We start from the raw sequence: 25,412 nt of genomic DNA on the forward strand, positions 1-25,412 counted from the left end.
CTGGCCCGCAACTAGAGCTTTGACTTGCGGCATCCGGCCGCTTGGGCCTCGGCCTCGCTACAGAACCATCGGCGTGAGGAAGTCGGCTGCATCCTGAGCCGATCGTAAAAGCGTCCGCCTGGAAGGTGGTAGATGCACTGGGGCGCGCTGGCCAGATTCCCTTTGATCACGCAGTTGGAGGGATGGGGTGTCTCGTCTGTTGGCGCATGAGCGATCAACGCGCGCTGTGCATTGGTTGGAACCGCGAGAGCGCCCAGGACAACGGTTGCAGGATTGCGGTGGCGCCAATCCCATGGAGCGATGAAGGCACCGCTCCAAAGGCCGCGCCGGTGTTCGCGTGCAAAGTCCTCATCATCTACGAAGTCCGTAGAGTACCTGTGAAAGTCCAACGCCCAGCCGTTTCGGACCAACCACCGGGAAACATTCTCGCCGTTTATCGTGCAGACGCCCAGCGAGCGCCTGTAGACGTCCTGGCCGGACAATTGACAGACCCATTCACGGTTGTTGCTGAACGCCTGAAGCCGCTCTTTTGCTTCTAACCCGCATTTCCAGTTCTTACCTGCAGAATCGAGGCAGATTTGCTCGGTTTCGGGCGCATCAACCCCGCTAAACCGAATCTTGGTCTGCCCGATATAGACGGTGTCCGCATCCACAATTTGCGGCAATCCTCGAACCCCCGTCGCCAAGGCGGGGTTGAGGCCGAACAGGAGGGCGACCGCCATAACCACCCGGCGCATTGACAGGACCTTTTTACAAGCAATCCACGATAGTTAACACTCTATTACACCTGTTGCGCGAATGGCGAGAGACGTTTCGTCCCTTGTCCCTATGGTTAATCCGCCAAGGTTTGCGGCATTAGCATTGCGGCTCGGATGCTCGCTCTGGATCACATAGATGCTCCCGGTTGATGGTCCACACCACCCGGTCGGTAGGGTCGGGTGAATAGGGCTCGCAGCACGTGCCGGCAAGGGCAGCCACCCGGATCCAGCGCGCGCAGAGAGCGCACGCCGGAGCTTCGCGCGAAGCCTCCCTGCCACCAAAGCTGCATGCCTCGAATTCTACCGGCTAGCCACGATAGCGCAGCCGATAACCAATGGGAGAACTCAAATGCCAACGCCACAAACACCAAGAAAGTTCGTAGCCTCTGCGACAGCTTCAGGTTTGATCTTATAATTTGGCGGCACCGTTCTGCTCACCCAGGGGCGTGATGAGCCCTCGACCCAGATCTTCTGGCCGAGCTGCTTGAGGCGGTAGGCAAGTTCTACAGCTTCACATAGGACAACGACCCGCACGACGAGCACGACTTCGCTGCAACCGACTAGGTACTTCCGGACGATCGACCACTGCAATCTCTACAAAGCGACTCACTCGCCTGATCCCACCGATCCGACCGCCACCCGGCGCGTCGAGTGTTGACGCGTCAGTTCCTACAGGCCAGCTCCAAGTCTTCGAGGTCGCGGATATCATCTTTCGCGCCATCTTTCGTACCTACGAACTTCATGCTCGGGCGCGGCGGGATTGCAAAGTCGACATCGAGGTAAGCATTCCCCAATCTTACGCTGTTCTGAACTCTCTTCGCGGCCACCGCGCTCGTGACGAGACCAGATACCAAAAGTCCGCTGTTGGGGGCCTTTGCTACGACTGCACTTACTTTCAGCGGATCGGTATTCCCGTTCGATTTCAGCCCGCGCCTTGGGCGGGAGGCCCCAAGTTACTTTGAACGTGACGACCTCATAGCCCATCTGTTCAAGAAGGGGCAAAGCGCTACCGACCTGTTCGGTGAACGAGTTAAACTCTGCCATGAGTTTCCCGGATGGGTCAGAGATGTCGGGAAGTGATGCAGCCGGCATTGACGGCGAAGAGATCGCCGGCATCGCGGGTATCATGTCGCGGGCGGACTTGTAGATACTGTCGAACCTGCTGGGAGCGCCTTCTTCCGCCCTGATCGACGTGGCGCAAATCAGAGAGTGAGCTGCTAGGAAAATCCAAATTGTGGCTTTCGCATTGGAAAATGCCTCGGGATCGTCTGAGCAGACAGAATAGCAGCCACAAGACACAAGCAATAGAAGAGGCACTTTTGGGGTGCTAGGGCTGACCGAGATTGGACTAAAGGCGAAGAAAAGTCGCCAAATGCGTCTCAAGTGGCGCGGATGGGCTGCGGATTCCGATGATCTCGCCCGGGTGTACCGATTTGATCTCGCCCAGGATTCCGAGATGATCTCGCCCACCATTCCGATTTGATGTCGCCCGGGGCGCGAGGCGTTCTGGCTGTTTGGTTTCTGGCATCGGTGAAGCCGCGGGGTCAACCTTGAATCGCGGCTTGAGGCCCTTCTTCGTCTGCTGTTGGTCTGCTGTGGGCATGTGGGCAACGCTCTTTGCGTTGTCCAAGCGCAGCGGCATGTCCACAGCGCCACTGGCTCAGGCCTTTCGATCGGGTTTGCGGGTTCGCCGCAGGCTCTCGCCGTTGAGATCGATCCGGTGGGCGTTGTGGACCAGGCGGTCGAGGACGGCATCGGCGTAGGTGGGATCGCCGATCAGCGCGTGCCATTGATCGACGGGGAGCTGGCTGGTGACGGTGGTGGAGCGGCGGCCGTAGCGGTCCTCGAGGATCTCGAGGAGGTCGTGGCGGGCTGCGGCGTCGAGCGGCTCGAGGCCCCAGTCGTCGAGGATGAGCAGATCGATGCGGCCGAGCGCCCGCAGGAGCCGCGGGTGGCGGCCGTCGCCGCGCGCCAAAGCGAGGTCGGTGAACAGCCGCGGGACACGCTGGTAGAGCACGGAGCGATTGTCGCGGCAGGCCTTGTTGCCGAGCGCCGAGGCGAGCCAGCTCTTGCCGACGCCGGAGGGCCCGCAGATCAGCAGGTTGGCGTGATCGTCGATCCATTGGCCTTCGACCAGCATCGTCAGGAGGCTGCGGTCGAGGCCGCGCGGGGTGCGATAGTCGATGTCCTCGACGCAAGCCTGTTGGCGCAGCTTGGCGTATTGCAGCCGCTTCGATAGCCGCTTGTCGCGTCGCAGCGAGGCTTCGCGTTCGAGCAGCAGCGCGAGCCATTCGGCATGGCCGAGGCTTGCGGCATCGCCGCCGGCTTCGATGTCGGCAAAGGCCTTGGCCATGCCATGAAGGCCGAGCGCGTGGAGTTGATCGAGGGTCGGATGCGTGAGCAAGGCGTGATCTCCTAGTTGTAGTAGCGTGGCCCGCGGATGTTGGGATGAAGGACCGGCGCGTTGTCCGCGGGGCGCTTGGGTGAAGGACGCCGATCGAGGTTGTTGGCAAGGATCGATTTGACCGAGCCGTAGGTGCGCGCGCCGATGTCGATCGCCCGCATGGCGGCAGCATCGAGCCGCTCTTGCCCGTAGGATTGGCCGAGCCGGATGATGCCGAGGCAAGCGCGGAAGCCCTGCTCCGGGTGCGCCCGCTCATCGAGGATCAGGTCGCACAGCGCCGCGGTGGCCGGCCCGATCGTGGCGGCCTCCTTGCGAATGCGCTCGATGGTCCAGCCGGCGTAGCGCCGATGACTGGACGCCATGTGTTCCGGCACGGTGGTGTGCTTGTGGTTGCCGCTCATGCGCTGATGCGCGGCGATCCGCTCGCCCTTGTGGAAAATCTCGACGGTGCGGGCGGTGAAGCGCACCTCGACCTCGGCGCGGACGAAGCGATGCGGGACGCTGTAGTAATGCGCCTCGACCTCGACGTGATAGTCGATGCTGACCCGGCAGATCCGCCACTCGGCGAACACGTAGGGGCTCTCCGGCAAGTCCTTGAGCGCCGGCCGGTCGATCTCCTCCAATAGCTTGCGGCGGGTCACGCCGAGCCGCCGGATCGGCCGCTCCTCGTTGAGCCGGGTCATTAGCTCGGTGATCGCTGCGTTGACCTCGGCGAGGCTGTGGAAGGTGCGGTGGCGCAGCCGCCCGAGCAGCCAGCGCTCGACCATGAGGACCGCCTGTTCGACCTTCGCCTTGTCCCGTGGCCGTCGCGGCCTGGCCGGCAGAATGGCGGTGCCGTAATGCGCCGCCATGTCGGCGTAGCTGCGGTTGATCTGCGGGTCGTAGAGGCAGGCCTTGATCACTGCGACCTTGGTATTGTCCGGCACCAGCAGCGCCGGCACGCCGCCGATCGCCTCGAAGGCGCCGACGTGGCCGCTGATCCAGTCGGCGAGCCCCTGCGTCCAAGTCGCCTGCGCGTAGGTGAAGCTCGATGCGCCGAGCACCGCGACGAAGATCTGCGCGGCGCGTCGCTCGCCGGTGAACCGGTCGATTACCACCGGCACGCCGTCGCCGGCATAGTCGACGAACAGCTTGTCGCCGGCCGTATGCGACTGGCGCATCGTCACCGACAGGCGGCCTTCCCAGGCGCGGTAGAGCTCGCAGAACCGCGAATAACGATACCCGCCGGGTTCGCCCGCGATGTACTCGTCCCACAGGATCGACAGCGTCACATGCTTGCGCCGGAGTTCGCGGTGTACCGCCGCCCAGTCCGGCTCGGCCTGCCGGCGATGGCCCCGCCGGGTGCCGGGACCGGCTCCCGCGCTGGCGAACAGCCGGGCTTCCAGCGCAGCGTCGGTGATGTCGTCGGGCAATGGCCAGGTCAGCCCCGCTGCCTCGAACCGGTGGATCGTCAACCGCACCGTCGAAGGGGCTGTCCCCACCCGCCGCGCAATCTCGCGGGTCGGCATCCCGGCCGACTTCAATCTGATCACATCGCGCACATGGCGCATCGCAAACCTCTCCGTCGGCATCCAGGTCCCCCTTCGCAAAGCCGAAAGGCGGGACCGTATCGGAGCCAGAAGAGGCCTCGTCACCCCGGGCGACATCATCCCGGAATGGTGGGCGAGATCATCTCGGAATGGTGGGCGACATCAAATCGGAACGGTGGGCGAGATCATTCCGGAATGGTGGGCGACATCGAGCGGAATCAGCACGGATGGGCCAACTAAACTCTTGCGCGAGCCGCCAAATACCGGAATTCTAGCCGCTTTCAGACAGTTCTTTGCGGGTAGGACTATGGGAATTTCAGCAAAGGTTTCTGCGCGTATATCGACCCAGCTCAAGATATATCAAAAAGTACTCGCCGCAGCGAGGCAGCGCGATATCGGTGAAGCCGATACGGTCACCATTATTACCGATTTTCTCTCAGATGCCTTGGGCTACGACAAATACAAGGAAGTCTCGAGCGAACACGCGATCCGCGGTACGTACGTTGACCGAGTTGTAACAGTTGACAACAAAAAGCGCTTCTTGATCGAGGCTAAAGCGATCGGCGTTGGTCTTAAAGACGCTCACGTCAAGCAAGCCATAGACTACGCGGCGAATGAGGGCGTCTCTTGGGTGGTCCTTTCAAACGGAGCGATGTGGCGCTTATACAATTTGAGATTCGCCAAGCCGATCGAGAAGACGCTGGTGTTCGAGATCGACCTGTTAGGTTGCGACTGCAAGGATGATGACGTCATTGGCTGCTTCGGAAGCCTTAGTTCTGAAGGTTATTCGAAGGATACATTGTCGGAGTTGTTGAACGAGAAGCAGACCAGCAGCAAATACACAGTCGCAGCTGTACTGCGGACCGATAAAATGGTCGAAGCCATTCGTAAAGAGGTTCGGCGATTGTCCGGCATTAGGCTGGATTTGGAATACTTATCTTCTCTCTTGGAAAATGAAATCGTAAAGCGCGAGCTTATCGACAGCGAGGAGGGCGCAGCTGCGGTGGCGTACGTGAAGAAGCTTCAGAAAACGGCTGCGCGAGAGAAGGTCGACGTTGGGACCCAGGTGGCTGACGCAGCTCCAACATCTCCAGTTACGGGCGCGCCGCCTTCCGCTTGAGCGCAAGAGGCGGCAGAAGATGGGCTCGGTTCTGATTGACAGGACTTCTAACGATAGCTCGCCGGTCTCCAGAACAGGGGATCATAAAACGTGGAGCCGGGAGCTCGAATCCGTCGCGCCAGAACAGCGGCCCCAGTTGCGAAGCTTTAAGCGCGCATGCGGCGTCATTCGCAGGAGGAGTCTTCGCTAGGCTCCGCCAGAGGCTGTTAAATGCCCTAGGAGTAATGGCAGCCCCAAGAAGCCGGCTTTCATGCTACAAGCGGGAATCACCAAATTTCGCCCGGAATAGCCCTGATGTATAACTTGTTTGTCGCTTACAGCCTGACAGCTTGGCAGGGGAAGCCATATGAAATGGACCTCGGTAGAACGCTGACCTACACGGCAGAGCCATTGAAGGCGAAATACGGCGCTCTTGATGATGAGATGTGCCAAGCGCTGCAGAGCTTCCCGGCTCTATTTGTCAACGAAAAGCAGCACAACTCCCCCGGACGCATCGGATGGATAACGAAAATTCGTCATCGCAACAAAGAGGCGCGAATCGAATACGAGATCGATCGGAATTTGCCGAGCATGCCGATGGAGAAGCTGCTTGGACTGCAATGGGAGCTCGATTTCACCGATTGGGAAATGAACACCACACATTGGGCGTTGAAGGACGTTGACCTCTTCCCTGCCTTGATTGAAGCCGGACTCCTCACCGCCGACATGATCGCTGCACAACCAACGGCCAACAAGATTAGGGCAATCAACACGGCTCAGACGGCATCGGAGATCGAGGCGCGGCCAACAGTCTTCCGTACGCCCAAACAGCCCAGAGATCCGAATCTCGTCTCGGTCATGATGCCGTTCAGCCCCACCTTCAGTAACGTGTATGCAGCAATTCAAAAGGCGGTACAGGCCGCCGGGCTGACTTGTGAGAGAGCCGATAACATCTGGCAGGAGAACGAGGTCATCCAGGACATCTTTTCGCTTATCTATCGCTCACGCATCGTCGTCTGCGATTTCACGCAACAGAATCCCAACGTCTTTTATGAGGCGGGGATCGCGCACACGCTTGGCCGATCAGTTATTCCGATCTCGCAGAACGATGCCGACGTTCCCTTCGATCTAAAGCATCATCGATATCTCAAGTATCTAAACAATGGCGAAGGTCTGGAAGACCTCGTAAAGCACCTGACGTTTCGATTGAAGACGCTCAGCGGGGGCGTCTAGTCCTTCAGATCGATTTTAGTTTCCGGGATAATCGGAGGGACGTAATCGTCCTTTACGTCGCCCATGATCGCCATCGCAAACTTCTCGCCGAACTCAGTGAATGCCACGACTTCCAGATCACTTTGGACTGGCCGAGCCATACGAACCGTATTGGTCGTCATGTCCCCTTTGCTCGAAATGGTTCACGTTGACCTGTACGGGCAAAACAATACCCAGCCGGTACAACGTGATGACGGCAGTCTCGATCGTGCTCGACACACCCGAACTGTAGCGGGTTTCGCCCTTCTTCCTGATCGCTTTATCCTCGTAGTACATCCATTCGGCGAACATGGATCGCAAGACCTTGACATCGGTGCCGCTCAATTCGGCAAGCACCGAGACGAATTTCTTCTCAATCTCGCTCGCTGGATCAAGCGCGGACGCTAAGAGGTTCGCATACATCGCATGCAGATCGTCCTCGTATTCCATCGTGGCGTGTTGGAGGAGCGGCATCATGATCTTGGGCGGCGGCACCTTCGTCTGAGTGATACCAGCGTCTTTCAGCCGTTTCTCGACCTTGTGAAAGAGCAGTACAAGGCGCTCCCAATCGAGGATGGCCGCCTCTACCCGCTTCGTGAATTGCCGGTCGGACCATCGCCGACCAACTGCGTCCTCGATCCCCCGGCCGAATATCCGGTCTAGCCAGCCACCGGCGCCTTGGCCGGCATCTATGGCCTTGCCGGCGACCTTCGCGATCTCCTGGACGGCTTTGGCGCCTTCCTTAAAAGCTTCCGTTTCCTGGCCCATCGGCGCCCCCCGAAAACATCGAGTCTCCCCGGAATCGGTGCGATCGGTGGTTGCTGCACCTCAGGCCGTAATATGGGGGTGGGACATCAAAACGCGAACGCGGTTAGCCAAAAATTTCAGAAAAAAGCATAGGAGCTGGCGGGATAAATTTCGGACAGGTGGCCAAGCAGCGGCGTTTTTGAAGGATTGCACGACGATCCCCAAAGCACGATCGATAGGCTCATTCGCGACAGTTATCCAAATATCGAGCAGAGGGTCGCTATCGAAGTGCGTGGAAATCGCCGCTATCCTCTTACATTTGCCCACAGCCAGACAGTGCAATCGGGAGCGCGGCGCGGGCGCCGCCTAGGGCCGGAGCCTAACGCGCCGCGGTGGCTGGCGCGAAGGTGGGATGAGTGCCGCGCGTCCGGGGCAGCGCTTACAGAGAGCGCCGAGCCCGGACGAGCCGGACCGGGCGTGCTCACACCATACCTCGCAGTTGGCGCAGGGTTTCTTTGGCAGTCTAATGATGCGTCGTCCGGCCATGCGTAAGCCCTCCGAATCGACGTCAGTATAATGGAACCCGCGCTATGCAGCGCGGGTCAGGATTTGAAGGAACGGCTCCCACTTGTTCTCGATGGGTCGCGCATCTTCGGCAGGTACTTCGTCAGAATGTACACCTCGGCCACGGCGCTCACGATGCTAGGAATTTGTACAAACGGAGTCAGTCCGTCGACTGATAACAAAATTAAGAAGAGCTGGTCAGTTGGAGTTATCCATTCGAGCTGATGCAGGTTGACGAGCCAAAGAACGGGAGCAGATCGCCATAGCCCCAAACCAGAGTGCCAACGGCCCCCAAAAACGGAAGCAGAAAGGCCGGATTGTGAAACCAGAATTGCTGGACTGGACCGCCGCTGAGATTGGCGGTGCTTGGTTCGTGCCATTCAAGAACAGCATAGAGCGCGGCGGCGGCTAACACGACAATTGCGCCGCCTCTCTGGAAGTTTACGCTGGAATGTGTGATCGAAGCCCAATACCAATGTCCGGCCAGAGAGAGGACGCTGGTCCACAACGCTAGACGGGGAGCAAAGTACCTTACCGCCTTCCGTTTCATATACGGGACCGTGTCGGGACGACGCCATTCGCGAACAGCTTGCCATGCCTGTTTGAAATTAAACTCTCCGTCGTAGGGTAGCTTCGGTCTGTTGCCCTGCATTACTTCATTCTCTCGCAATAGGTTCATACACAAGGGGTCTGGCTGCGCCGCAATTTCGCAGGTCCGGTGAACTCGACCTATAAAATTCTTTCTTCGTATGACATCAGGAAATAGCAATCGCGAGAAACCCCAATATACTCGGCGCGTTGCCCGGCGGTTGGCCCGCGCTGAAAAGCATCGGCAATGAGCCCTGCGACGCCGCCCCTGGTACACGTTCCGCGCCAATCCCGACACGCAACTGCAAAGGTGCCGGCCCTAGGCGTAGCGCCGGGCCATTCGTTTGATGACGTCGCGCATCTTTCCTTGCCTCATATGGCCTCGGCGCGTCGTTTGCGGCGCGAATAACGCCTTTGCCATACCGTTGCCCGGCTTCAAGCCCCCAGAAGTTCCCCTCATGCAGACGATCATCCTCTCGCCGCGCTCCGCTTGAGGAAAAAGGGTCGACTGAGCCCAATCGAGCATCGCCCGGCTTGAAAGGGCTGCCAGGACATGATGGTCGGTGAAGGTTCGGGAGTGATAGGCGCCGATATTGGCGATCGCGACCTTGCCGTTGACGACGGTTGGTTCGCCAAGCCACGCCAGACGCTGCCTGCGCCATTTTGCGGCCTCAGGATGATCTTCGGTGAAGGCGAGCCGGCCGGTCCGTTGCCTGATGTAGCGTTCCTACTCCTGTTTCGACCTAGCTATGCGAACGTCTGGTTCCGAAAAGCCCGGCGATAGATAAAGCAGCACGACCGGTGCGGTTCGCAGCTTGCCGCCGAAATTGCACGGCAGGCACCGCAGGTCGAAGCCATGGGAATGGTTAAGGCGATCGAAGATCGGCCGGTCGAGGGGATGGATCGTCTCGGCCTTGCCGATCTTCGACCAGAACTTGAAGATGTCCGTCATGGAAATCCCTTAAGTGCCCCTGAAGTAATGGCTGGATAGCACGATGATTGAAGACGTGACTCTTGTACCGCGGAATCGCGCTCTTTATGAGCAATCGATCGGCCGAGAGGTTGGTGATACGCTGACCGCAGAGGTGAACGACGTCGTCCTCGCACTGGATACGGCCGCGAATCGCCGTCATGCTGGCCGACACAGGACAGCACGGCGGTTGGCCTCGAGCACCTTTGCCCAGCTGCTACGGCGACTGCTCAGGCCGCAATTCCTTGTTCATTTTCGGGCTGACCGGACGCGGGGAGTGAAAAGCAAGCCGTGGGGCCTCGCTAACCGTGGCCTGCGCGGATCGCCGTTTAAAGATCATCTTAGCCGGAGTGTCTGATGCGAGTTCGAATGGCGCCCACGTCATGTCTTCGACGAGTCGGTCCCGTCCGCAGATCATGTGCCGGACCTTTGGAAAGTGCGCGAACTGGCCCGCGACGCTGCGGTTGAAGCCGTGCGCCAGCTCGATCGGCATCTCCCCGTTCACGAAGGCTCCGTCGAAGTCGCCGACGACGACCTGGATCAGCGTGTGCGGGTCGACCGCCAGCACGCGCTGGAACGGCACCATTCCCGGGAGGGGCAAATCCATCGCGGCATGTGCAGGAGCAGGCGCGGGCAGCACGGGCGTAGTCGAAGACCGGAGTGGGATCGGCGACCGTGCCACCTGGATCAACGAACGGTCATAATCGTCTGCGAACGAGCGCAGGGCCATCGCGTTGAACATGAGCTTCGCAAGAGCTGGGTTGGCGCGCAGGGCTGTGTACATCTCCCACTCGTCCTGGGTGAACTCCATCTCGGAAGAAGGATCGGCCGCCATCGCGGCGAGCTCTGCGCTCGTTTGAAGATAGTGGGGTGTGCGGGCCTCGAGATGCCGAACGAGCGAATAGAGAATAGGCCGGTCGGTCTGGTCGAGGTCGGCGGAACGTCCAGCGACAATCTTGGCCCAGGTGTCGCTCCGACTGATCGGCGTCTCGACCGTCCGGTTGATATTCGTCTCGACCGAAATCGGGCGATTGCCCTGCATATGTACGTAGAAGTCACGCTCGTACCCGATGCTCTTGATCGAACGCTCCATCCACACGGCGACGGCTCCCTCCTTAGCCAGGGTGGTTACCTTGGTGTGCGCCTCGTCGATGGCGAAGTTGCGGAGGAAAAATTGTGGAACGACGTGATGGTCGCGTGGATTGTCCATCGGCAACTGCTCCCTTCACCTTCGATAGGACTGTGAATCGGCGCGATGAAATGACCCCGTTCGGGTCAAGCTTGTCAACGGGGTGCTACGCCGATCGGCGTCGGGACCCCACGCCGATTCACACGGAGACCCAGAGCTAGCCTTTCAGGAATCTAGCATATGCCCGCACATCGATCATCGGGACGGTCGCGGACGTCTGCAGTCTCGCGATCAATTCCAGCAGGAAGGACGTTGCTGCGCGCTTGTCGGCTTCGAGGACGTTCCCGTCGTCCTGCCTCGTGAAGATGCCGTGGGCTGCCACGCATCCAAGGTCGAGCGATGCCGTCGCCTCAGCTGTCGCCAGCGCCTTCAGCAAGGGAGCGCCCATCGGCGGATTCCACTCGCTTTCGAATGTCAGAAGTCCGCCAATGTGTGCTCGGGCGGTTTTGCAGGTTGCATACCGGCCGCAGGCGGTATGGGTAGGTCGGTGCGATACAGAGAGCGCACGCGATCTTCTTGGCGGCATATTCGACCTGACCGGCATCGATGGATCGCTTGGTTTCAAAGACGGCGTACACGCTTTCAGCCAGGATCACCAATGTGCCGTCCTGCTTGAAGATCAGCGGCGTGTATTGGCGGTCATAGACGACGATGTCGATCTGCTGACTGGTCGTGTCGGTGCTGTCGATCACAAACGCCCTGTCGACGCGATACCGTTCCGGTAGATAGTTCTTGAGTAGCTCGATCCAAATGCCTTCGGTGGCGTCGCCCTTTGCCACCGGATGGCCGATCGCCGCCCGACTGCGTTCAAGGCGCAGCGAGATCTCGCCGTGAAGCCCGGCCAGGAGAGTCTTGAGCGACCAGCCGCTCATACGACGATGTCCCGCCAGTAAGGCGCGGCGAGCGCAGCCGCGGCGGCCTTCTTGATCGCCTGCTTCTCGGCGGCGGTGAGATCGTCCGAGATGATGTTGTTGGTGCTGGCGGAATCGACAAACCTTGCCGTGGCGATGTTGTCGCGCAGATAGGCGAATACGGTGCGCATGTTGTCGCCGAGCGGCGTCAGCCATGCGGTTTCGAGAGCCTTGATAACCACCAGTTCGAGGTGGAACGACGGAAACTCCAGGCCCTTCTGCGTCCGCCAGAGCTTGGTCAGCCGGATTTCGGCCTGCCGCGCGGAGTTTTTCACCTTCGTGATGTGCTGCGAGATGTCGGTCTTGGTCCAGGTGTCGCCGCGCCGCTTGTACAGGCTGTAGTCATTAAACAGCCAGTTCTGGCGCTTGCCCGGCACCAGATCGACCGAATAGCCGTGAACCTTGATCCCAACGGAGACATTTTGCAGCCGCGGCTGGTAACCCGCCGCTTTGAGCGCGACGACCAGCGTCTTGTGGATGTCGGAGAGGGTTTCAACGGTCTCAGGGGACAGCGCGATGAACAGGTCGAGATCGGTGCCGCTGTGGTTGGCGGCCCTTGGCGTAGGAGCCGCTTGCCGTGACGTCTAGGAGGAATCGGCCCGCCCATTGCTCGATCACCGGCCTGATCGCGCCCGGCACGAAGAAGGCGGGCGAGGCGAGACCGGTGGCTACCTGCTCGCGCAGCAGAATGGCGTTCAGGTAGTCCTGTTCGGACATCATGCGCCAACGTTGAGGATTAGTGAGGCTGTAGAGGTCGAGCGCATTCATCAAGGTTTGCCTCTAAGAAAAGACCCGGACACCGGCCCGGATCGTGCCGGCACGACCGCCCAGGTCGATGGCCACATGCCAATGACCAGACTGCGGCACCCGCAGCCTGATCGGTGACCGGCGCGCCTCACCACCGAAGAACTTGTGCTGTCCGCCCTGGCGGTAGCTCTGGAAATTGCCGGCGTCCATCAGCCGCACGTTGGCGGCGTGATCGAGGCTGACCTCGACCACTGCGCCGCTGTTGAGAAAGCCCAGGTCGTTGTGAAGGAAGTTCATCGTTACTTGTCCTTCACGGTGGTGTTGGGGTGGGACTGGCCGTGCTTGGTGGTGACGTAACGGCCGGAGGTCGCACTGCGGTAGTGTGGCCCGCTGGAGCCGTGCTTGCCGGCCGCCTCGTGGACCGTTGTGCTCGGGTGGCTGCGACCATACTTGGGAGTCACATACTGCCCTGTGGTTGCGCTGCGGTACGGACCGCTGCCTTTAGACGATTTCGACATGGTTGATATCTCCAAATCGGCAATTGCCGGAACGGAATCAATTGCTATTTTGCAATTGTGGCTCGATTCGGGCCCGAGATCAAGACACGCGGACCAGGGGATAATGGCGTCAGGAAAATTCGACGGGGAGGCATTCTTTGCTGCAATCGACAGCGTGCGAATCACGCGCAACCTCACTTGGAAGAAGGTAGCCGAGCAATCCGGCGTGCCGGCATCGAGCTTGACTCGCATGTCCCAGGGACGGCGACCGGACGTGGATAGCTTTGCCGCGCTTTGTGCCTGGTCGGGACTTAAGGCCGACCAGTTCGCAGGTGGTACTTCAAAAGTGAAGGAGGGAAAGGAGCCGCTTGCGGAGCTGACCGCGCACCTTCGAGCCGATCCTAATTTGTCGAAAGAAGGGGCCAAGGCGCTAGAGGCGCTGATCAAGGCCGCGTACCAGCAATTCAGGAAGAGGTAGCGGCTGGGAAATGGCCTTGCGTCGGGGGTTCAAAGCAGAAGCGAACTGGTATGCGACCAGCCTCCGCAAGGAGCTGGATATCGCATCCCATTTGCCGCTCTGCCCCTGGCGCCTCGCCAAGCATCTTGAGCTTCCGGTTTTTCCGCTCAGCGACTACGCGAAGCTGGCCCCCGAAGCCGTGGCTTACCTAAGGACCGTCAATGGTCAAAAAGACTTTTCGGCCGTGACGCTCGCGGACGGTCAGGAGCGCTTCATCGTTCATAACGATGCCCACGACAGGAAGCGACAGGCCGCCGATATCAGCCACGAACTTGCGCATGGCTTGCTGTTGCATCCGCCGATCCGGATCTTCGACCCGTCAGGCACGCGCAACTACGACAAAACCATGGAGGAGGAGGCCAACTGGCTTGGACCGGCGCTCTTGGTCTCGGACGAGGCCGCCATGCACGTCGCGGCCCTCAACCTGACAATATCCAAGGCGTCCGATATGTACGGGGCGAGCGAGCCGCTGGTCCGCATGCGGCTCAACGTGACCGGGGCTTATCAGCGGGTAGCCAGCCGCCGCCGTTTCGCCCGCGTATAAGAGCGCTAACGAACGGAGACAGGTTAGGTTGGTGTAGTCGCAAAATCGCGTTTGCGATTGCGCGATCCAGTGCGCGTGCTGGCCGTGTTCAAGCCGCCGAAAGGCGGGGAGTGCCAAAGCAAATTTAGCAAAACCATTGCTCTCGGCTTGACCGCGCGAGGCGGCGCGTTCTAGTTTTGTTCTCAGCGACAGCTGGAGGCTGATTCCCACCGGTCCGCGGCCATTTTTCTAAATGAAACAGCAGCTGCCCATCCGGACAGGAGCCATGAACGAGGTCATCTGTCCCCACTGCGACAAGGCCTTCAAGGTCGATGAGTCCGGCTACGCTGAGATTCTGAAGCAGGATCCGCGACGCCGATTTCGCACAACAGCTCCCCAGCAGGACAGCGATAGGCGTCTTCCTCCGCCAAATACGCAAAGTCTTGCTTACCGACGCGCCCATCCGCCTTGGCGCGCCCGCCGTCAGTGGTTTTGGCAAAGTCACGGTGATGCCGGCCTCGTGGCAGGCGAGGATTAAGGCCACAAAAGAACACGCAGGATGCCGGCTACAAACAGCGTCTACGCCGACCATGCAACTGATCATGCGGTCCGTCCGGCTCGAAAGATTGTAAAAAGGGATCTTCGGGGGAACGGTCCCCGACCTACCGCGAAAGATTGGGGCCTACCGATCGTTCGTCCCGACGCGGGCAGATTTTGGAGCAACACCATCGGAACATAGGAGACAGCTGCCAGAAGGGGATTGATCTTCCTGTATTCATTCAAGCTGACTGTCTAATCCGCGGCTCTGTTCACCCATTCGACAGTCATGGAAAAGTAAGCTTGGATCTTACAACTCTCATTCTCCAGTTTGGGCGGTCATTTTGAAACGCCTTGAAAAACAATGAGGCGTATCTTACCCAAATAATTCCGTAAGGCGTTGAATTTGCTATCTTGTTTCAGTCCCCTAGGGAGCGCCAAATGTTCGCTATTCCACGACATTTTACGATACGGCTCCATTCGCTGGGAGCTTTCCTGCTCGACGACTGATTGATCACGCCGGCCGCCTGAGCAGTTGCCGCCTTGTGCTCATTTGGGTCCCGGTGACGCATCTTCGAGCCCTCATCGCGCCTTGGCGGGCAATCCCCACCACGAAACAAGCGGCGGGCGTCCCTCGTTTCCGCTATGATGAAGCCATGACGATCGGGATTACCGGACCCGGCCGGAAAGGACCACGGCAAAGTGGCGTGGTCAGCCTGATCGTTGCGGCCATCGTCATCACGATTTGCCTGATCCTGCTCTCGTTCGCGAGCGACTTCCTGGTCGATTGGCTGTGGTTTTCATCGATCGGCTACCTACAGGTTTTCCTGACGGCGATCGGCGCCAAGGCAATCGTCTTTCTCTCCGTCTTCGCGGTGACCACCGTCGTCCTCTCGCTGAACGGAGTCCTGGCGGTGCTGTTTGCCATGCAGCAGCCGCTACAGAACCGAGTTGCCCCGGGGAAGGTCGCCGGTTTTACGGCGCCGCCCGATCCGTTCGTAGAACTGCGCGACCAATTAGCCCGGCCGCGGTTTGTCGCGCTCGGTGCGGGTGTGCTCGCCGTGCTGGTTGCCGCAGGCGAAGTCGGCAATTGGAACATCTTCCTGCAGTTTCTCTACCACGTGCCCTACGGTGCGCAGGATCCGCTCTACAACAAGGACATCGGGTTCTATCTCTTTTCGCTACCCGCCTATATCGCGATCAAGAACTGGATGCTGCTGACAATTATCCTGGGCGCGCTGTTTGCCGGAGCGATCTACTGGGTGCGCGGCGACATCGAATACGATGTTCACAACCGTTCAATTTCGCCGACCGTGATCGCGCATGGCTCGGCGCTGATTGGCCTTCTGTTCGCGGTGAAAGCCTGGTCCTATGGGCTCGACCGCTATCTGCTGCTCTACGGCGACAATGGTGTCGTGGTCGGGGCGAGCTACACCGATGTCCATCTGGGGCTGCCGGCTCTGTGGTTGATGATCGGGCTTTCGATCATCGCGGCGCTCATCGCATGGGCCAATTTGCGGGCGTGCACCTACCGGCTTCTTGCCGCCGCGTTCATCCTCGTCGGCGTCAGCTCTGTCATGCTGTCGAGCCTCGTCCCTTCGCTTTTCCGGCACTTCGTCGTCAAGCCGACGGAGTTGGAACTGGAGAAGCCCTACATCGAACGCAACATTGCGCTCACCAGGCAGGCCTACAATCTCGACCGGATCGCAACCAAGCCGTTTGCCGCTGAACAGAGGCTGACCTTCAAGACGCTGGAAGCGAACAAGGCGACCATCGACAACATCCGGCTGTGGGACTGGCTGCCGCTGTCGAATACCTACGCGCAGCTGCAGGAGATCCGTACCTATTACAAATTCCACGATCTTGACGTCGATCGCTATTGGCTCGACGGCTCCTACCAGAGCGTGATGCTCTCGGCCCGCGAACTCCGGGCCTCCCTGCTGCCGGCGAACGCCCAGACCTGGGTCAACCGCCACGTGCTGTTTACGCACGGCAACGGCGCAGTGATGAGCCCGGTCACCCGCAAGAGCACGGAAGGACTGCCGTTCTTCTATTTGCGCGATATTCCGCCCGTTGCCGACGGTGGCCCCAGGATCGACGAACCGCGCATCTATTTCGGCGAAGAGAGCGACGACTACGTCATCGTCAAGGCCAGCATCCCGGAGTTCGATTATCCGAAGGGGAAGGACAACGTCTATGCGGCCTATGACGGCAGCGGCGGTGTGCCGATCGGAGCATTGGGATGGAGAACGCTGTTCGCCTACTACTTCAACGACGCGAATCTGGTCCTCTCAAGCTATATCACGGCCGACAGCCGGATCATGATCCGGCGCAACATTACGGAACGGGTGCGCACGATCGCCCCATTCCTCAGGCTCGATCATGATCCCTATCTGGTCGTCAGCAACGGTCGGCTGTTCTGGATGCAGGATGCCTACACCACGAGCTCCTATTTCCCCTCAGCGCAGCCCGTGCCGGAGCTCGATCTCAACTACATCAGGAATTCGGTGAAAGTTGTCGTCGATGCCTATAACGGGACGGTCGATTTTTACCTGATCGACCCAAGCGACCCCATTGCAGCGACCTACCAGCGCATCTTCCCGGACCTGTTCAAGCCGTTCATGGCCATGCCGGCGGATTTGCAGAAGCATATCCGCTATCCGGAGAATCTGTTCCTGATCCAGGCGCGGCTGTATCAGACCTACCACATGGAGCAGGCCGAAATATTCTACAACCGCGAGGACTTCTGGCAGTTTCCGCGACAGCCGGGCGGCGACGGCACTTCGGTGATGACCCCCTATTACATCATCATGCGGCTGCCCGGCGAGCCGCAGGCCGAGTTCTTCCTGATGCTTCCCATGGTACCGAGCCGTCGCGACAATATGATCGCTTGGCTCGCGGCGCGTTGCGACGCCCCCGACTACGGCAAGCTGATTGTCTACGAGTTCCCCAAGGACAAGCTTGTCTACGGGCCGTTTCAGATCGAGGCACGGATCAATCAGAATACCGAGATCTCGCAACAACTCACGCTGTGGAATCAGATGGGCTCGCGGGTGATACGCGGTGCGAACCTGCTGGTGATCCCGATCGAGAACTCGATCCTTTATGTCTCGCCGCTCTATTTGCGCGCCGAGCTTGGACACCTGCCGGAGCTGAAACGCGTGATCGCGGCCTACGGTGAGCACGTCGTGATGAAGGAGACGCTCGCTGACGCCCTGGCCGCGTTGTTCGCGGAGCCAGGTGCGGTGCCGGCGGTTTCAAACGCAACGGAAACGGTGTCCCCTGCGGGCGGGACGGCGAGCCCGGCGCAGCAGGCGCTCGATCACTACAATCAGGCGATGGAGCGATTGAAGGCGGGAGACTGGAAAGGTTTCGGTACCCAGTTCGATGCCCTGCGCGAGCCCCTTGAGGAAATGAACCGACGCTCCGCCGGTCACTAGAGCATGATCCGGAAAAGCGTGTAGCGGTTGTCCGAAAAGATCGTGTCAAATCAAAGGGCCAGAGCGGGATGACGATTCGAAGAAAAGTCATCGCGCTCCAATGGGCTCGGGAATTGTGAGTGCGGACGCACGCCTCAATCGGGTATTGTTAAAGGTCGCATTTGCAGTTTCAATCACATAAGAGTTCGCAGTTTCGTTCCGATTGGCGCGCCATTGAGCCCTCATCCGCAAACCCGGAACTGACCCGCTTCGGCACGCAAAAGCGGCCATTTCGAGCGCATGGCTGCGGCTCCCGATTCAGATTGCGGTGCCGTTGGCCGCGATCACATTCGTGAACGATTGCGCAGGTCTTTCGGAACGGGCTCGCGCGAGAGCGTGCCCTGGTCGTTCGCCCATCGCGAACTGATCGGCGCAGCATCAGACGCGATACCTAGACTCCGCTGCAAATCCGCTGCTATACTTTCAGTTGCTCGACCGGCGTAAGGCACGCGCCGACATTTCGTTTGATTGCGATATCGCGAAAAGGAGCTCAACGATGGCGATCACGCTGACGGTCTTGGCGAGCCTGCTGCAACTGCACGGGCCGGGTGCGACAATCGAAAGCGATCATCAGGGTATCGACGCATTGCTGAGTGGTGTGCGCGAGCAGAGCCTTCAGGAACAGGGCGCTCAGGAACAGAGCCCTCAAGAACAGAGCTTGCAAGAACAGAGCCCTCAAGACGTACAGGGCTTCCAGCTGGGGGTGATTTCCGAACAGCCTCAGGCAACTCAGGTTTATTTCAGGCGCGGGGCCTTTGCCAGGGGGCCCTATGCGGGCGGCTTTCGCAGGGGCGGCGGCTACTATCCGGGAGCCGGCGCATTTCGCAGGGCCGGCGGATATTATCCCGGAGCAGGCGCGTTCCGACGAGGTGGCTTCGTCAGGGGCTACTAGAGCATGATCCGGAAAAGTGGAAACCGGTTTTCCAAAATGATCATGCTCAAACAAACAGACGAGATCATGATGCGGTTCCGTGGAAACGCATCATGATCTAGGCCGATCGCAGCTTGCCGGTAATCCGCATGTCGGTTGACGCTTCAAATTCCGTCGCGTTCCAGGAGCAGCCGATCACGCAGTTGCTGGTCAAGGTTGCGGCGAGGTGCAACATCGATTGCTCCTATTGCTACTGGTTTCGCGATGCGGCCGTCTATGACAAGCCCAAGCTGATGAGTGCCGAGGTGCTGCAACAGCTGTTGCTGCGCCTCGAACAGCACGTCGCCAGATACTCCCTCGTCGACTTTCCAGTGATCCTGCACGGCGGCGAGCCGCTGCTTTGGGGCGTCGATAATTTTCACCGTTTTGCGGAGGGCTGCGAGGGCATTTCATCCCGGACCGGCTGCGAGATCCCGATCGCGGTGACGACCAACGGCATCCTGATTGACGATGAATGGCTCGACTGCTTCGAGGCCCGCAATATTTCGGTGGCGATCAGCATCGATGGGCCGGCACATATTCACGACGCTCACCGCAAGACGTTTCAAGGGACCGGCACCCATGCCGCCGTGGAACGCGCCGCCCGCATGCTGGTATCGCGCGACATCGGCGTGATCGCCCTCGCGGTTTGCAACCCGGCCTACGCGCCGCAGGAGTACGCGGATTTTTTCGCGGCGTGCGGCATCGCCAACTACGACATCATGATTCCCGACGCGACGGTGGACGAGAAGCCGTTGTCCATTGCCCCGTTCTATAACGGCCTTTTCGACTTGTGGCTGGAAGCCAATCGCACGACGCCGACATCGAATGTCCGCATCATTTCCGACATGGTCGCGGCCCTGATCGGCAACAACGCGCCGACCGAAGGTGTCGGCCACAAGCCGGTCGAGCTTTGCACGGTCATGACCGACGGCACGGTGGAGGCCCACGACGTGTTGCGCATTGCGGGTGACGGTTTCACCAACACGCGGTTCAACATCTTCGATCACGCGATCGACGACGTCAGGACCGAGCCGCGCTGGAAAGCCGCACGCGATGCTTCAGTCAATCTTTGCGAGAAGTGCCGGCAATGCAAGTTCATGAACGCCTGCGGCGGAGGCTACCTTCCGCACCGCTTCTCCACGAAGAACGGTTTCGACAATCCGTCGGTTTATTGCGACGATCTCTATTCGATGTTCGAGAACATGCAATCCGTGCTGGAACGTCATCTCTACGTCCGCAAGCAGGACGGGGAACGGATTGGAGTGCGCTGAGCGCAACGCCCGACCGCCTCAGGACCACCGTCGAAACACCAGGCTGGCGTTGACGCCGCCAAATCCAAAACCGTTCGAGATCGCGTGTTCGATGGCCATCCGCCGCGCAACGTTCGCGACGAGGTCAATGCCCTGAGCTGCGGAATCGGCGTTCTCCAGATTGAGCGTGGGCGGCGCGACCTGATCGCGCAGCGCCAGGATGGTGAAGATCGCCTCGATGCCGCCGGCGGCGCCGAGCAGATGTCCGGTCGCCGACTTGGTGGCGCTGACGGCAATTCCTCCCGCGCGCCCGAACACGCGCTTGATCGCTTCCAACTCGGAGAGATCGCCGACCGGCGTCGATGTCGAGTGCGCGTTGAGATGCTGGACCTCGCCGGGCCGCAGCCCGGCCTGCTGCAGCGCCGCCTCCATCGCGCGCCGGGCGCCGTCGCCGTCTTCGGGACCAGCGGTGATGTGATAGGCGTCCGCCGTCGTGCCGTAGCCGATGAGCTCGGCGATCGGTTTCGCGCCGCGCCGAAGCGCGTGTTCGAGCTCCTCGATGACGAGGACACCAGCGCCTTCGCCCATGACGAAGCCGTCGCGGTCGCGGTCGAACGGCCGCGACGCCCGGGCGGGCGTGTCGTTGAACGATGTCGACAGCGCCCGCGCCGCCGCAAAGCCGCCGAGGCTCACGGGATCGATGCAGGCCTCCGCGCCGCCGCAGATCGCAACGTCGGCTTCGCCCGATCTGATCAGGCGCGCGCCGTCGCCGATCGCCTGAACGCTCGCGGCGCACGCGGTCACCGGCGCGCCGATCGGACCCTTGTAGCCGTAGCGGATGCTGATCTGCCCGGCCGCGAGATTGGCCAGGAAGGAGGGAATGGTGAACGGCGACAGCCGGCGCAGGCCGCTCTTCTCCGCCGTGCGCACGGCGTCCGCGATCGCGGGAAACCCGCCGATCCCGGATGCGATCACGGTCGCGGTGCGCTGCTGCGCCTGCGCGTCGGCCGGCATCCAGCCGGCTTGCGCCACGGCTTCAGCCGCTGCGAGCAGCGCGAACAGGATGAACCGGTCCATCTTCTTCTGGTCCTTGCGCGGGGCCGCCAGGTCAGGATCGAAGCCGCCCTCGGCATCCCCGGCCTTGTCAGGAACCTGTCCTGCGACGCGCGCCGGCAGCGCCGCCGCCCATTCCGGCAATGCCGTTAGCCCGGAATGCCCCGCCAGCAGCCTCGACCACACCAGTTCGGTGCCACAGCCCAGCGGCGACACCGTCCCCAGGCCCGTCACAACAATTCGACGCATGGCTCTCCTGTCGCGCCCTGGTGCGAACCGGCATGGCCGGGATTCGAACCTCCCGGGCGTCGGGTCGTTATATGATGATTGTCATCTATTGTCTCGACCGGCCGGCCGTCAAGGGATTGACTTCGCTCTCAGCGCTCCGCTGACGAGCGACTGCCGTCAGGCAGCAACGATCACGCCGGGACGACGATATGGTCCGGCGCAATGCCCGCCCGGTGACGCTCATACATCGTGGTGTAGGCGGCCTCGATATGCCGGGTGAAACGTTTGGTATCGAACAACGGCGCCGTCAGCCGGTTGGCCGCCAGCCTGGTTCTGAGCGCCGCGAGCCTCGAAGGATCGGTCGCAAGATCGACCGCCATGCGCTCATAAGCCTCCGGCGATTCCGCAATGAGCTCGGGCAGGCCGATCGCATGGAGCAAGCTCGCCGCGACCCGGCTGGCAAACGTGTCGCCGAGAATGGTCAGCACCGGCAGGCCGGCCCATAGTGCATCGCTGGCGGTGGTGTGGGCATTGTAGGGCGTGCTGTCGAGGAACAGGCCGGCGAGGCGATGGCGTGCGAGATGGTCGGGCAACGACATACGCGGCGCGAACACGAGGCGCTCCGCAGCGACGCCACGCGCGACCGCCTCCTTTCGCAAATTTTGCGGCAGAGTCGGCGTTGGCTTCGAGGAGCCACAACATGCTGCCCTCGACGCGGCCGAGAATCCTCATCCACCGATCGAACATGTCAGGCGTGCGCCGGATCAGGTCGACGCCGCGCTCGCTGCGGCCGGTCTGCGCGGAGATCAGGCCCAGCAGACGCAGCGCATCGAAGTTGTCCGGCTGCTGCCGGAGCATGTCTTCATAGATCTTTTCTGCTGCCGCGAGCTGCCCCCGCTGATGCAGCGCGACAGCCTGCGCGAAGGCGCGCTGCAAGGCGGTGGCGCTGGATTTTTGAGATTCTCCTGTTTCGGGCATCAGACGTCTTCACGCGCTCCGTGTCCGGGTCCTGGCCTCACGCTCGCAGACATGTCGCATGCTGTGCCCGCGCTATGGATCGCCCGCCTATTAAAGGTTGAAAACTGGCAGATCGTCCTCGATCGCGCAACGGCCTCCAGGAACAGCTCCAGGAACAGCTCCACCAATAGTCGGGCTGGAGCGGATGGTCCTCGATCAGCCCGGCGGCTGCCTCGTCGGCCGCAGCCGAACCGTGGACGATCACGACGGAAGCGGGGGCATCGTCTGGAGCATTAAAGCCGGCGTTCACGACGCGCCTGCCATTCTAGCTTGAACACGCGTCGTTGCTGAGCAGCGGCGTCGGGTTCTCGGTCGAATTTTCCCCGCCGCGATACCGTGGCTTGAAGCGAAACCCGGTTCTCGCATACGACCATGGCGCGGTCAGGGATCGGGCGCTGCCCTCCGTCGTATATTCTGAAGCGATGCCAGGGTCTGGATTATAGAGCGAGAAGACGCCGCGCCAGCTGCCGTCCGGCTGCTCCTGGGCGTAGGACAGCTCCACCTTGTTTCGCGAGACCGAAACCAGACGATCCGAAGCGTGATCGAACACGAATGGCCGCTCGAACCAGATCGTGGTCTCATCCTGCTTGATTGCGACGTTGGCCTCCTGTCGTGCCGTGCCGCCACCGACCAGCAGGGGAATCCCCAGCGGCACCGCGACATCAGCGGTGGCGGTGGCATTGAGACGGTGGGCGGAAAGCGTCGACGCAAAACCATCCGGCCGCGCAATGACGGTCTTCTTCGTGAACGGGCCGTGCGGGCCATCTGCCGTGGCAACCAGCGCGACGGCGTTCTGCGTGTTGTTGTAGTAGCCGTGATAGAAGATGACATATTCGCCGTTCGCGCGCCGACAGGCATAGCTGATCGACAGCCCGGACGCTTCCTCGGGCAGTGAGGGCGTGATCACGGCGCCGTGGCGCGTGAACGTCATGCCGTCAACGCTGGTCGCAAGCTTGATCTGCTTCGCCGCGCGGTCGAGGTAATAGATCATGTACGGCTCGGCTGCTCCAGGCTCATACACCACCTGCGCCGGGCCGATCCCGCCGGGCTCGGACGCGTCCGACTGAAAGGCGATTCCCTGCGGAATCCAGGCTCCTTCGTTCGTCGACGTCCAGAGCCGCAGCTGAAACCAGCCCGTCGTATAGGCTGACGCATAAAGACGCCTTGTATGCGCATCCGGCGCGATCGCGGATGGCCACGCCAAATGAAGAACGCCATCGGGCGGCGACAGCGCCGGCGTCAGGCTCGACACCAGGCCGTCGTCGCCGAACTCCCAGATGTGATAAATGCCGCTGCTCCCCACGCCATTGAGAAACCAGCTTCTGGCAATTGCGCCTGCCGGGAAAAGCGTTAGGATGACGAAAACAAGTCCCCGCACAATCATGAAATTTATCCTGGGTCGTGCCGTCTATCGAGCAAACAATTCCGTTGTGATGACACACTCGGGCGCTCGTTTCGCCCGGAGATTTGTTTCTGAAAATGACGCGGGCCTCGGATTGAAACGCGCAGGATGCGTCGGCGGATCAGTTACCGGCGGTGCTCGCAGTCGAGGTTGCGGCCGCTGCAGAGTCTTCTTGAAATCGCTGCCACGGCGGAGATCAGATCGTATTGCACAACGATCGACTCGCTGCCGCGGACTGCAACCAGTACAACGACTGACCGGCCTGATTTCTGTACTCAGGACCGGTTCCGCGCGACCATATCTTGGGAATTTGCAACGACAGGAGAATCCGGCTTTTGTGACCAGCATGGGCTCTAAATCTCGGGAGTACTTGTTCGGAGCGACGGTCAGGCATCTGGCCGAGCGCGCCAAGGAGGCTCGGCTCGAGGCGGATGGTGCGGCCTGCCGGGCATGGAACGCCCGCATGCTCGCTTTTCAGGGGCCCGCCCAGCCGTCGCCCGCGCTCGGCGATGCACTCAACGCCGGTTTCCGCTACCTCGAAGTGAAATGCCTCGGCTGCGAGACGCATCAGACGGTCGCGCTCGATATCGTGAGGCGACCGAAGTGGACGCCGATCCACGAGCTGGAGCGCTATATGCGCTGCAAGCTGTGCTCGCGACGCTCCGGCTACCCGTTCAAGCGCAGCCATCTTGTGGTACTGCGGACGACTAAGATCTCCGCCATGAACCCGCCCTCAACCTGGTGGCCGGGAGAGCGCTGACACCGTCGCAGAGCATGCTGCGCCCAAAGTCCCACCTCACTATTGGAACATTCCAGGCCTTACCCGCTTGTTCCGAAATCCAGAACGAGTTCACTAACGTGACGGACGAATTTGAATATCTAGCGCACCGATTGGTGATTATCGAGCAACCCGGCGGTGGGTTCTTGGTCGAAGTCACGCCGATCGCCGGCGGCCAAACCATCAGAACAATGACCTACCAACGTACTCAAGAAGCGATCGCCGCAGCGAAGCGGACAATCGACAAGCATCCCGAAGGCAGGCGACCTGCCAATCTGGCCCGGTCTTAAAGTGGCTGACCACCCGCTGCGAAATTCAAGCTGAGACCTGTTCGCTCAAAAAGCACCGGCGCGTCAGTTCCTAACGGATGAAAAAATTTCGAGCGCCTAGATTATCCCAGGACAATGCGAGCCCGTGCGGCTGGTGTTCTGACGGTCGCTAGAGCATTTTCCACATGATGT

General features: G+C 60.5%; 22 protein-coding genes and 3 pseudogenes. 10 read left to right on the forward strand and 15 right to left on the reverse strand.

Translation table 11 applies throughout. The features are described from left to right. Window positions 1–11 precede the first annotated feature (11 nt). The 3 genes from J2R80_RS15795 to istA form a co-directional block, all read right to left on the reverse strand. A complete protein-coding gene (locus tag J2R80_RS15795; RefSeq protein WP_253638827.1) occupies window positions 12–737 on the reverse strand; it encodes a thermonuclease family protein in 726 nt (241 codons plus the stop codon). Window positions 738–2,418: 1,681 nt separating this feature from the next. Further along, window positions 2,419–3,162, reverse strand: a complete 744-nt coding sequence (gene istB / locus J2R80_RS15800; RefSeq protein ID WP_076828398.1) for an IS21-like element helper ATPase IstB — start codon at window positions 3,160–3,162, stop codon at window positions 2,419–2,421. A gap of 11 nt (window positions 3,163–3,173) precedes the next feature. Continuing rightward, window positions 3,174–4,712 (reverse strand): IS21 family transposase, encoded by a 1,539-nt coding sequence (gene istA / locus J2R80_RS15805; protein ID WP_083715045.1) that lies wholly within the window; start codon window positions 4,710–4,712, stop codon window positions 3,174–3,176. A 154-nt stretch (window positions 4,713–4,866) separates the two neighbouring features. On the opposite strand from istA, the gene J2R80_RS15810 reads away from it, so the two are divergent. Together J2R80_RS15810 and J2R80_RS15815 are read left to right on the forward strand one after the other, a co-directional pair. Continuing rightward, window positions 4,867–5,811 carry a type I restriction enzyme HsdR N-terminal domain-containing protein gene (locus tag J2R80_RS15810; protein WP_253638828.1) on the forward strand — a complete coding sequence of 315 codons (945 nt, stop codon included), beginning with the start codon at window positions 4,867–4,869 and terminating at the stop codon, window positions 5,809–5,811. Between the two features lie 294 nt (window positions 5,812–6,105). After that, window positions 6,106–7,023, forward strand: a complete 918-nt coding sequence (locus J2R80_RS15815) for a hypothetical protein (RefSeq protein WP_253638829.1) — start codon at window positions 6,106–6,108, stop codon at window positions 7,021–7,023. A gap of 117 nt (window positions 7,024–7,140) precedes the next feature. Here the strand turns inward: J2R80_RS15815 and J2R80_RS15820 are convergent, their stop codons facing one another. The 8 genes and pseudogenes from J2R80_RS15820 to J2R80_RS15855 form a co-directional block, all read right to left on the reverse strand. Continuing rightward, on the reverse strand, window positions 7,141–7,809 hold the full coding sequence (locus J2R80_RS15820; protein WP_253638830.1) for an Abi-alpha family protein: 669 nt from the start codon (window positions 7,807–7,809) through the stop codon (window positions 7,141–7,143). Window positions 7,810–9,667: 1,858 nt separating this feature from the next. Further along, window positions 9,668–9,892, reverse strand: a complete 225-nt coding sequence (locus J2R80_RS15825; RefSeq protein ID WP_253638831.1) for a hypothetical protein — start codon at window positions 9,890–9,892, stop codon at window positions 9,668–9,670. A 235-nt stretch (window positions 9,893–10,127) separates the two neighbouring features. Further along, window positions 10,128–11,120 carry a DUF4238 domain-containing protein gene (locus J2R80_RS15830; RefSeq protein WP_253638832.1) on the reverse strand — a complete coding sequence of 331 codons (993 nt, stop codon included), beginning with the start codon at window positions 11,118–11,120 and terminating at the stop codon, window positions 10,128–10,130. 136 nt (window positions 11,121–11,256) lie between these two features. Next, window positions 11,257–11,971: pseudogene (locus J2R80_RS15835) on the reverse strand (DUF6602 domain-containing protein). Further along, a complete protein-coding gene (locus J2R80_RS15840; protein WP_253638833.1) occupies window positions 11,968–12,387 on the reverse strand; it encodes a hypothetical protein in 420 nt (139 codons plus the stop codon). The pseudogene J2R80_RS15835 and the gene J2R80_RS15840 overlap by 4 nt, the downstream one beginning before the upstream one ends. A 124-nt stretch (window positions 12,388–12,511) precedes the next feature. Continuing rightward, window positions 12,512–12,778 (reverse strand): hypothetical protein, encoded by a 267-nt coding sequence (locus J2R80_RS15845; protein WP_253638834.1) that lies wholly within the window; start codon window positions 12,776–12,778, stop codon window positions 12,512–12,514. Between the two features lie 12 nt (window positions 12,779–12,790). Further along, entirely contained in the window at window positions 12,791–13,054 is a 264-nt protein-coding gene (locus tag J2R80_RS15850; RefSeq protein ID WP_253638835.1) for a DUF1883 domain-containing protein, read from the reverse strand. 2 nt (window positions 13,055–13,056) lie between these two features. After that, entirely contained in the window at window positions 13,057–13,275 is a 219-nt protein-coding gene (locus J2R80_RS15855; protein WP_253638836.1) for a hypothetical protein, read from the reverse strand. On the opposite strand from J2R80_RS15855, the gene J2R80_RS15860 reads away from it, so the two are divergent. From J2R80_RS15860 to J2R80_RS43465, 3 genes and pseudogenes are all read left to right on the forward strand, one after another. Next, on the forward strand, window positions 13,274–13,732 hold the full coding sequence (locus J2R80_RS15860) for a hypothetical protein (protein ID WP_253638837.1): 459 nt from the start codon (window positions 13,274–13,276) through the stop codon (window positions 13,730–13,732). The genes J2R80_RS15855 and J2R80_RS15860 overlap by 2 nt on opposite strands. A gap of 16 nt (window positions 13,733–13,748) precedes the next feature. Next, window positions 13,749–14,315 (forward strand): ImmA/IrrE family metallo-endopeptidase, encoded by a 567-nt coding sequence (locus tag J2R80_RS15865; protein ID WP_375162582.1) that lies wholly within the window; start codon window positions 13,749–13,751, stop codon window positions 14,313–14,315. A gap of 265 nt (window positions 14,316–14,580) precedes the next feature. Then, window positions 14,581–14,698, forward strand: a pseudogene (locus J2R80_RS43465) (DUF2130 domain-containing protein); the annotation flags it as partial. Here J2R80_RS43465 and J2R80_RS15875 read toward each other — a convergent pair. Further along, window positions 14,681–14,829, reverse strand: a pseudogene (locus J2R80_RS15875) (IS5/IS1182 family transposase); the annotation flags it as partial. The pseudogenes J2R80_RS43465 and J2R80_RS15875 overlap by 18 nt on opposite strands. A 658-nt stretch (window positions 14,830–15,487) precedes the next feature. Here J2R80_RS15875 and J2R80_RS15880 point away from each other — a divergent pair. From J2R80_RS15880 to J2R80_RS15890, 3 genes are all read left to right on the forward strand, one after another. Next, window positions 15,488–18,271, forward strand: coding sequence for a UPF0182 family protein (locus J2R80_RS15880; RefSeq protein WP_253638839.1), 2,784 nt, complete (start codon window positions 15,488–15,490; stop codon window positions 18,269–18,271). Between the two features lie 535 nt (window positions 18,272–18,806). Beyond that, entirely contained in the window at window positions 18,807–19,202 is a 396-nt protein-coding gene (locus tag J2R80_RS15885) for a hypothetical protein (RefSeq protein WP_253638840.1), read from the forward strand. Between the two features lie 128 nt (window positions 19,203–19,330). Then, window positions 19,331–20,494 (forward strand): radical SAM protein, encoded by a 1,164-nt coding sequence (locus J2R80_RS15890; protein WP_253638841.1) that lies wholly within the window; start codon window positions 19,331–19,333, stop codon window positions 20,492–20,494. Window positions 20,495–20,512: 18 nt separating this feature from the next. Here J2R80_RS15890 and fabF read toward each other — a convergent pair whose 3' ends face one another. From fabF to J2R80_RS15905, 3 genes are all read right to left on the reverse strand, one after another. After that, window positions 20,513–21,775 carry a beta-ketoacyl-ACP synthase II gene (gene fabF / locus J2R80_RS15895; protein WP_057019181.1) on the reverse strand — a complete coding sequence of 421 codons (1,263 nt, stop codon included), beginning with the start codon at window positions 21,773–21,775 and terminating at the stop codon, window positions 20,513–20,515. Window positions 21,776–21,945: 170 nt separating this feature from the next. Beyond that, the gene (locus J2R80_RS15900; RefSeq protein WP_253638842.1) at window positions 21,946–22,368 is read right to left on the reverse strand and encodes a hypothetical protein; all 423 of its coding nucleotides are present in this window, start codon (window positions 22,366–22,368) and stop codon (window positions 21,946–21,948) included. A 668-nt stretch (window positions 22,369–23,036) separates the two neighbouring features. After that, window positions 23,037–24,155, reverse strand: coding sequence for a hypothetical protein (locus J2R80_RS15905; protein WP_253638843.1), 1,119 nt, complete (start codon window positions 24,153–24,155; stop codon window positions 23,037–23,039). Between the two features lie 364 nt (window positions 24,156–24,519). On the opposite strand from J2R80_RS15905, the gene J2R80_RS15910 reads away from it, so the two are divergent. Together J2R80_RS15910 and J2R80_RS15915 are read left to right on the forward strand one after the other, a co-directional pair. Continuing rightward, on the forward strand, window positions 24,520–24,933 hold the full coding sequence (locus J2R80_RS15910) for a hypothetical protein (protein ID WP_076830452.1): 414 nt from the start codon (window positions 24,520–24,522) through the stop codon (window positions 24,931–24,933). 98 nt (window positions 24,934–25,031) lie between these two features. Next, window positions 25,032–25,241 carry a hypothetical protein gene (locus J2R80_RS15915; protein ID WP_141340037.1) on the forward strand — a complete coding sequence of 70 codons (210 nt, stop codon included), beginning with the start codon at window positions 25,032–25,034 and terminating at the stop codon, window positions 25,239–25,241. The last annotated feature ends 171 nt before the right edge of the window (window positions 25,242–25,412 follow it).

Source organism: Bradyrhizobium sp. USDA 4541 (assembly GCF_024171085.1).
Taxonomy (GTDB): Bacteria; Pseudomonadota; Alphaproteobacteria; order Rhizobiales; family Xanthobacteraceae; genus Bradyrhizobium; species Bradyrhizobium australafricanum.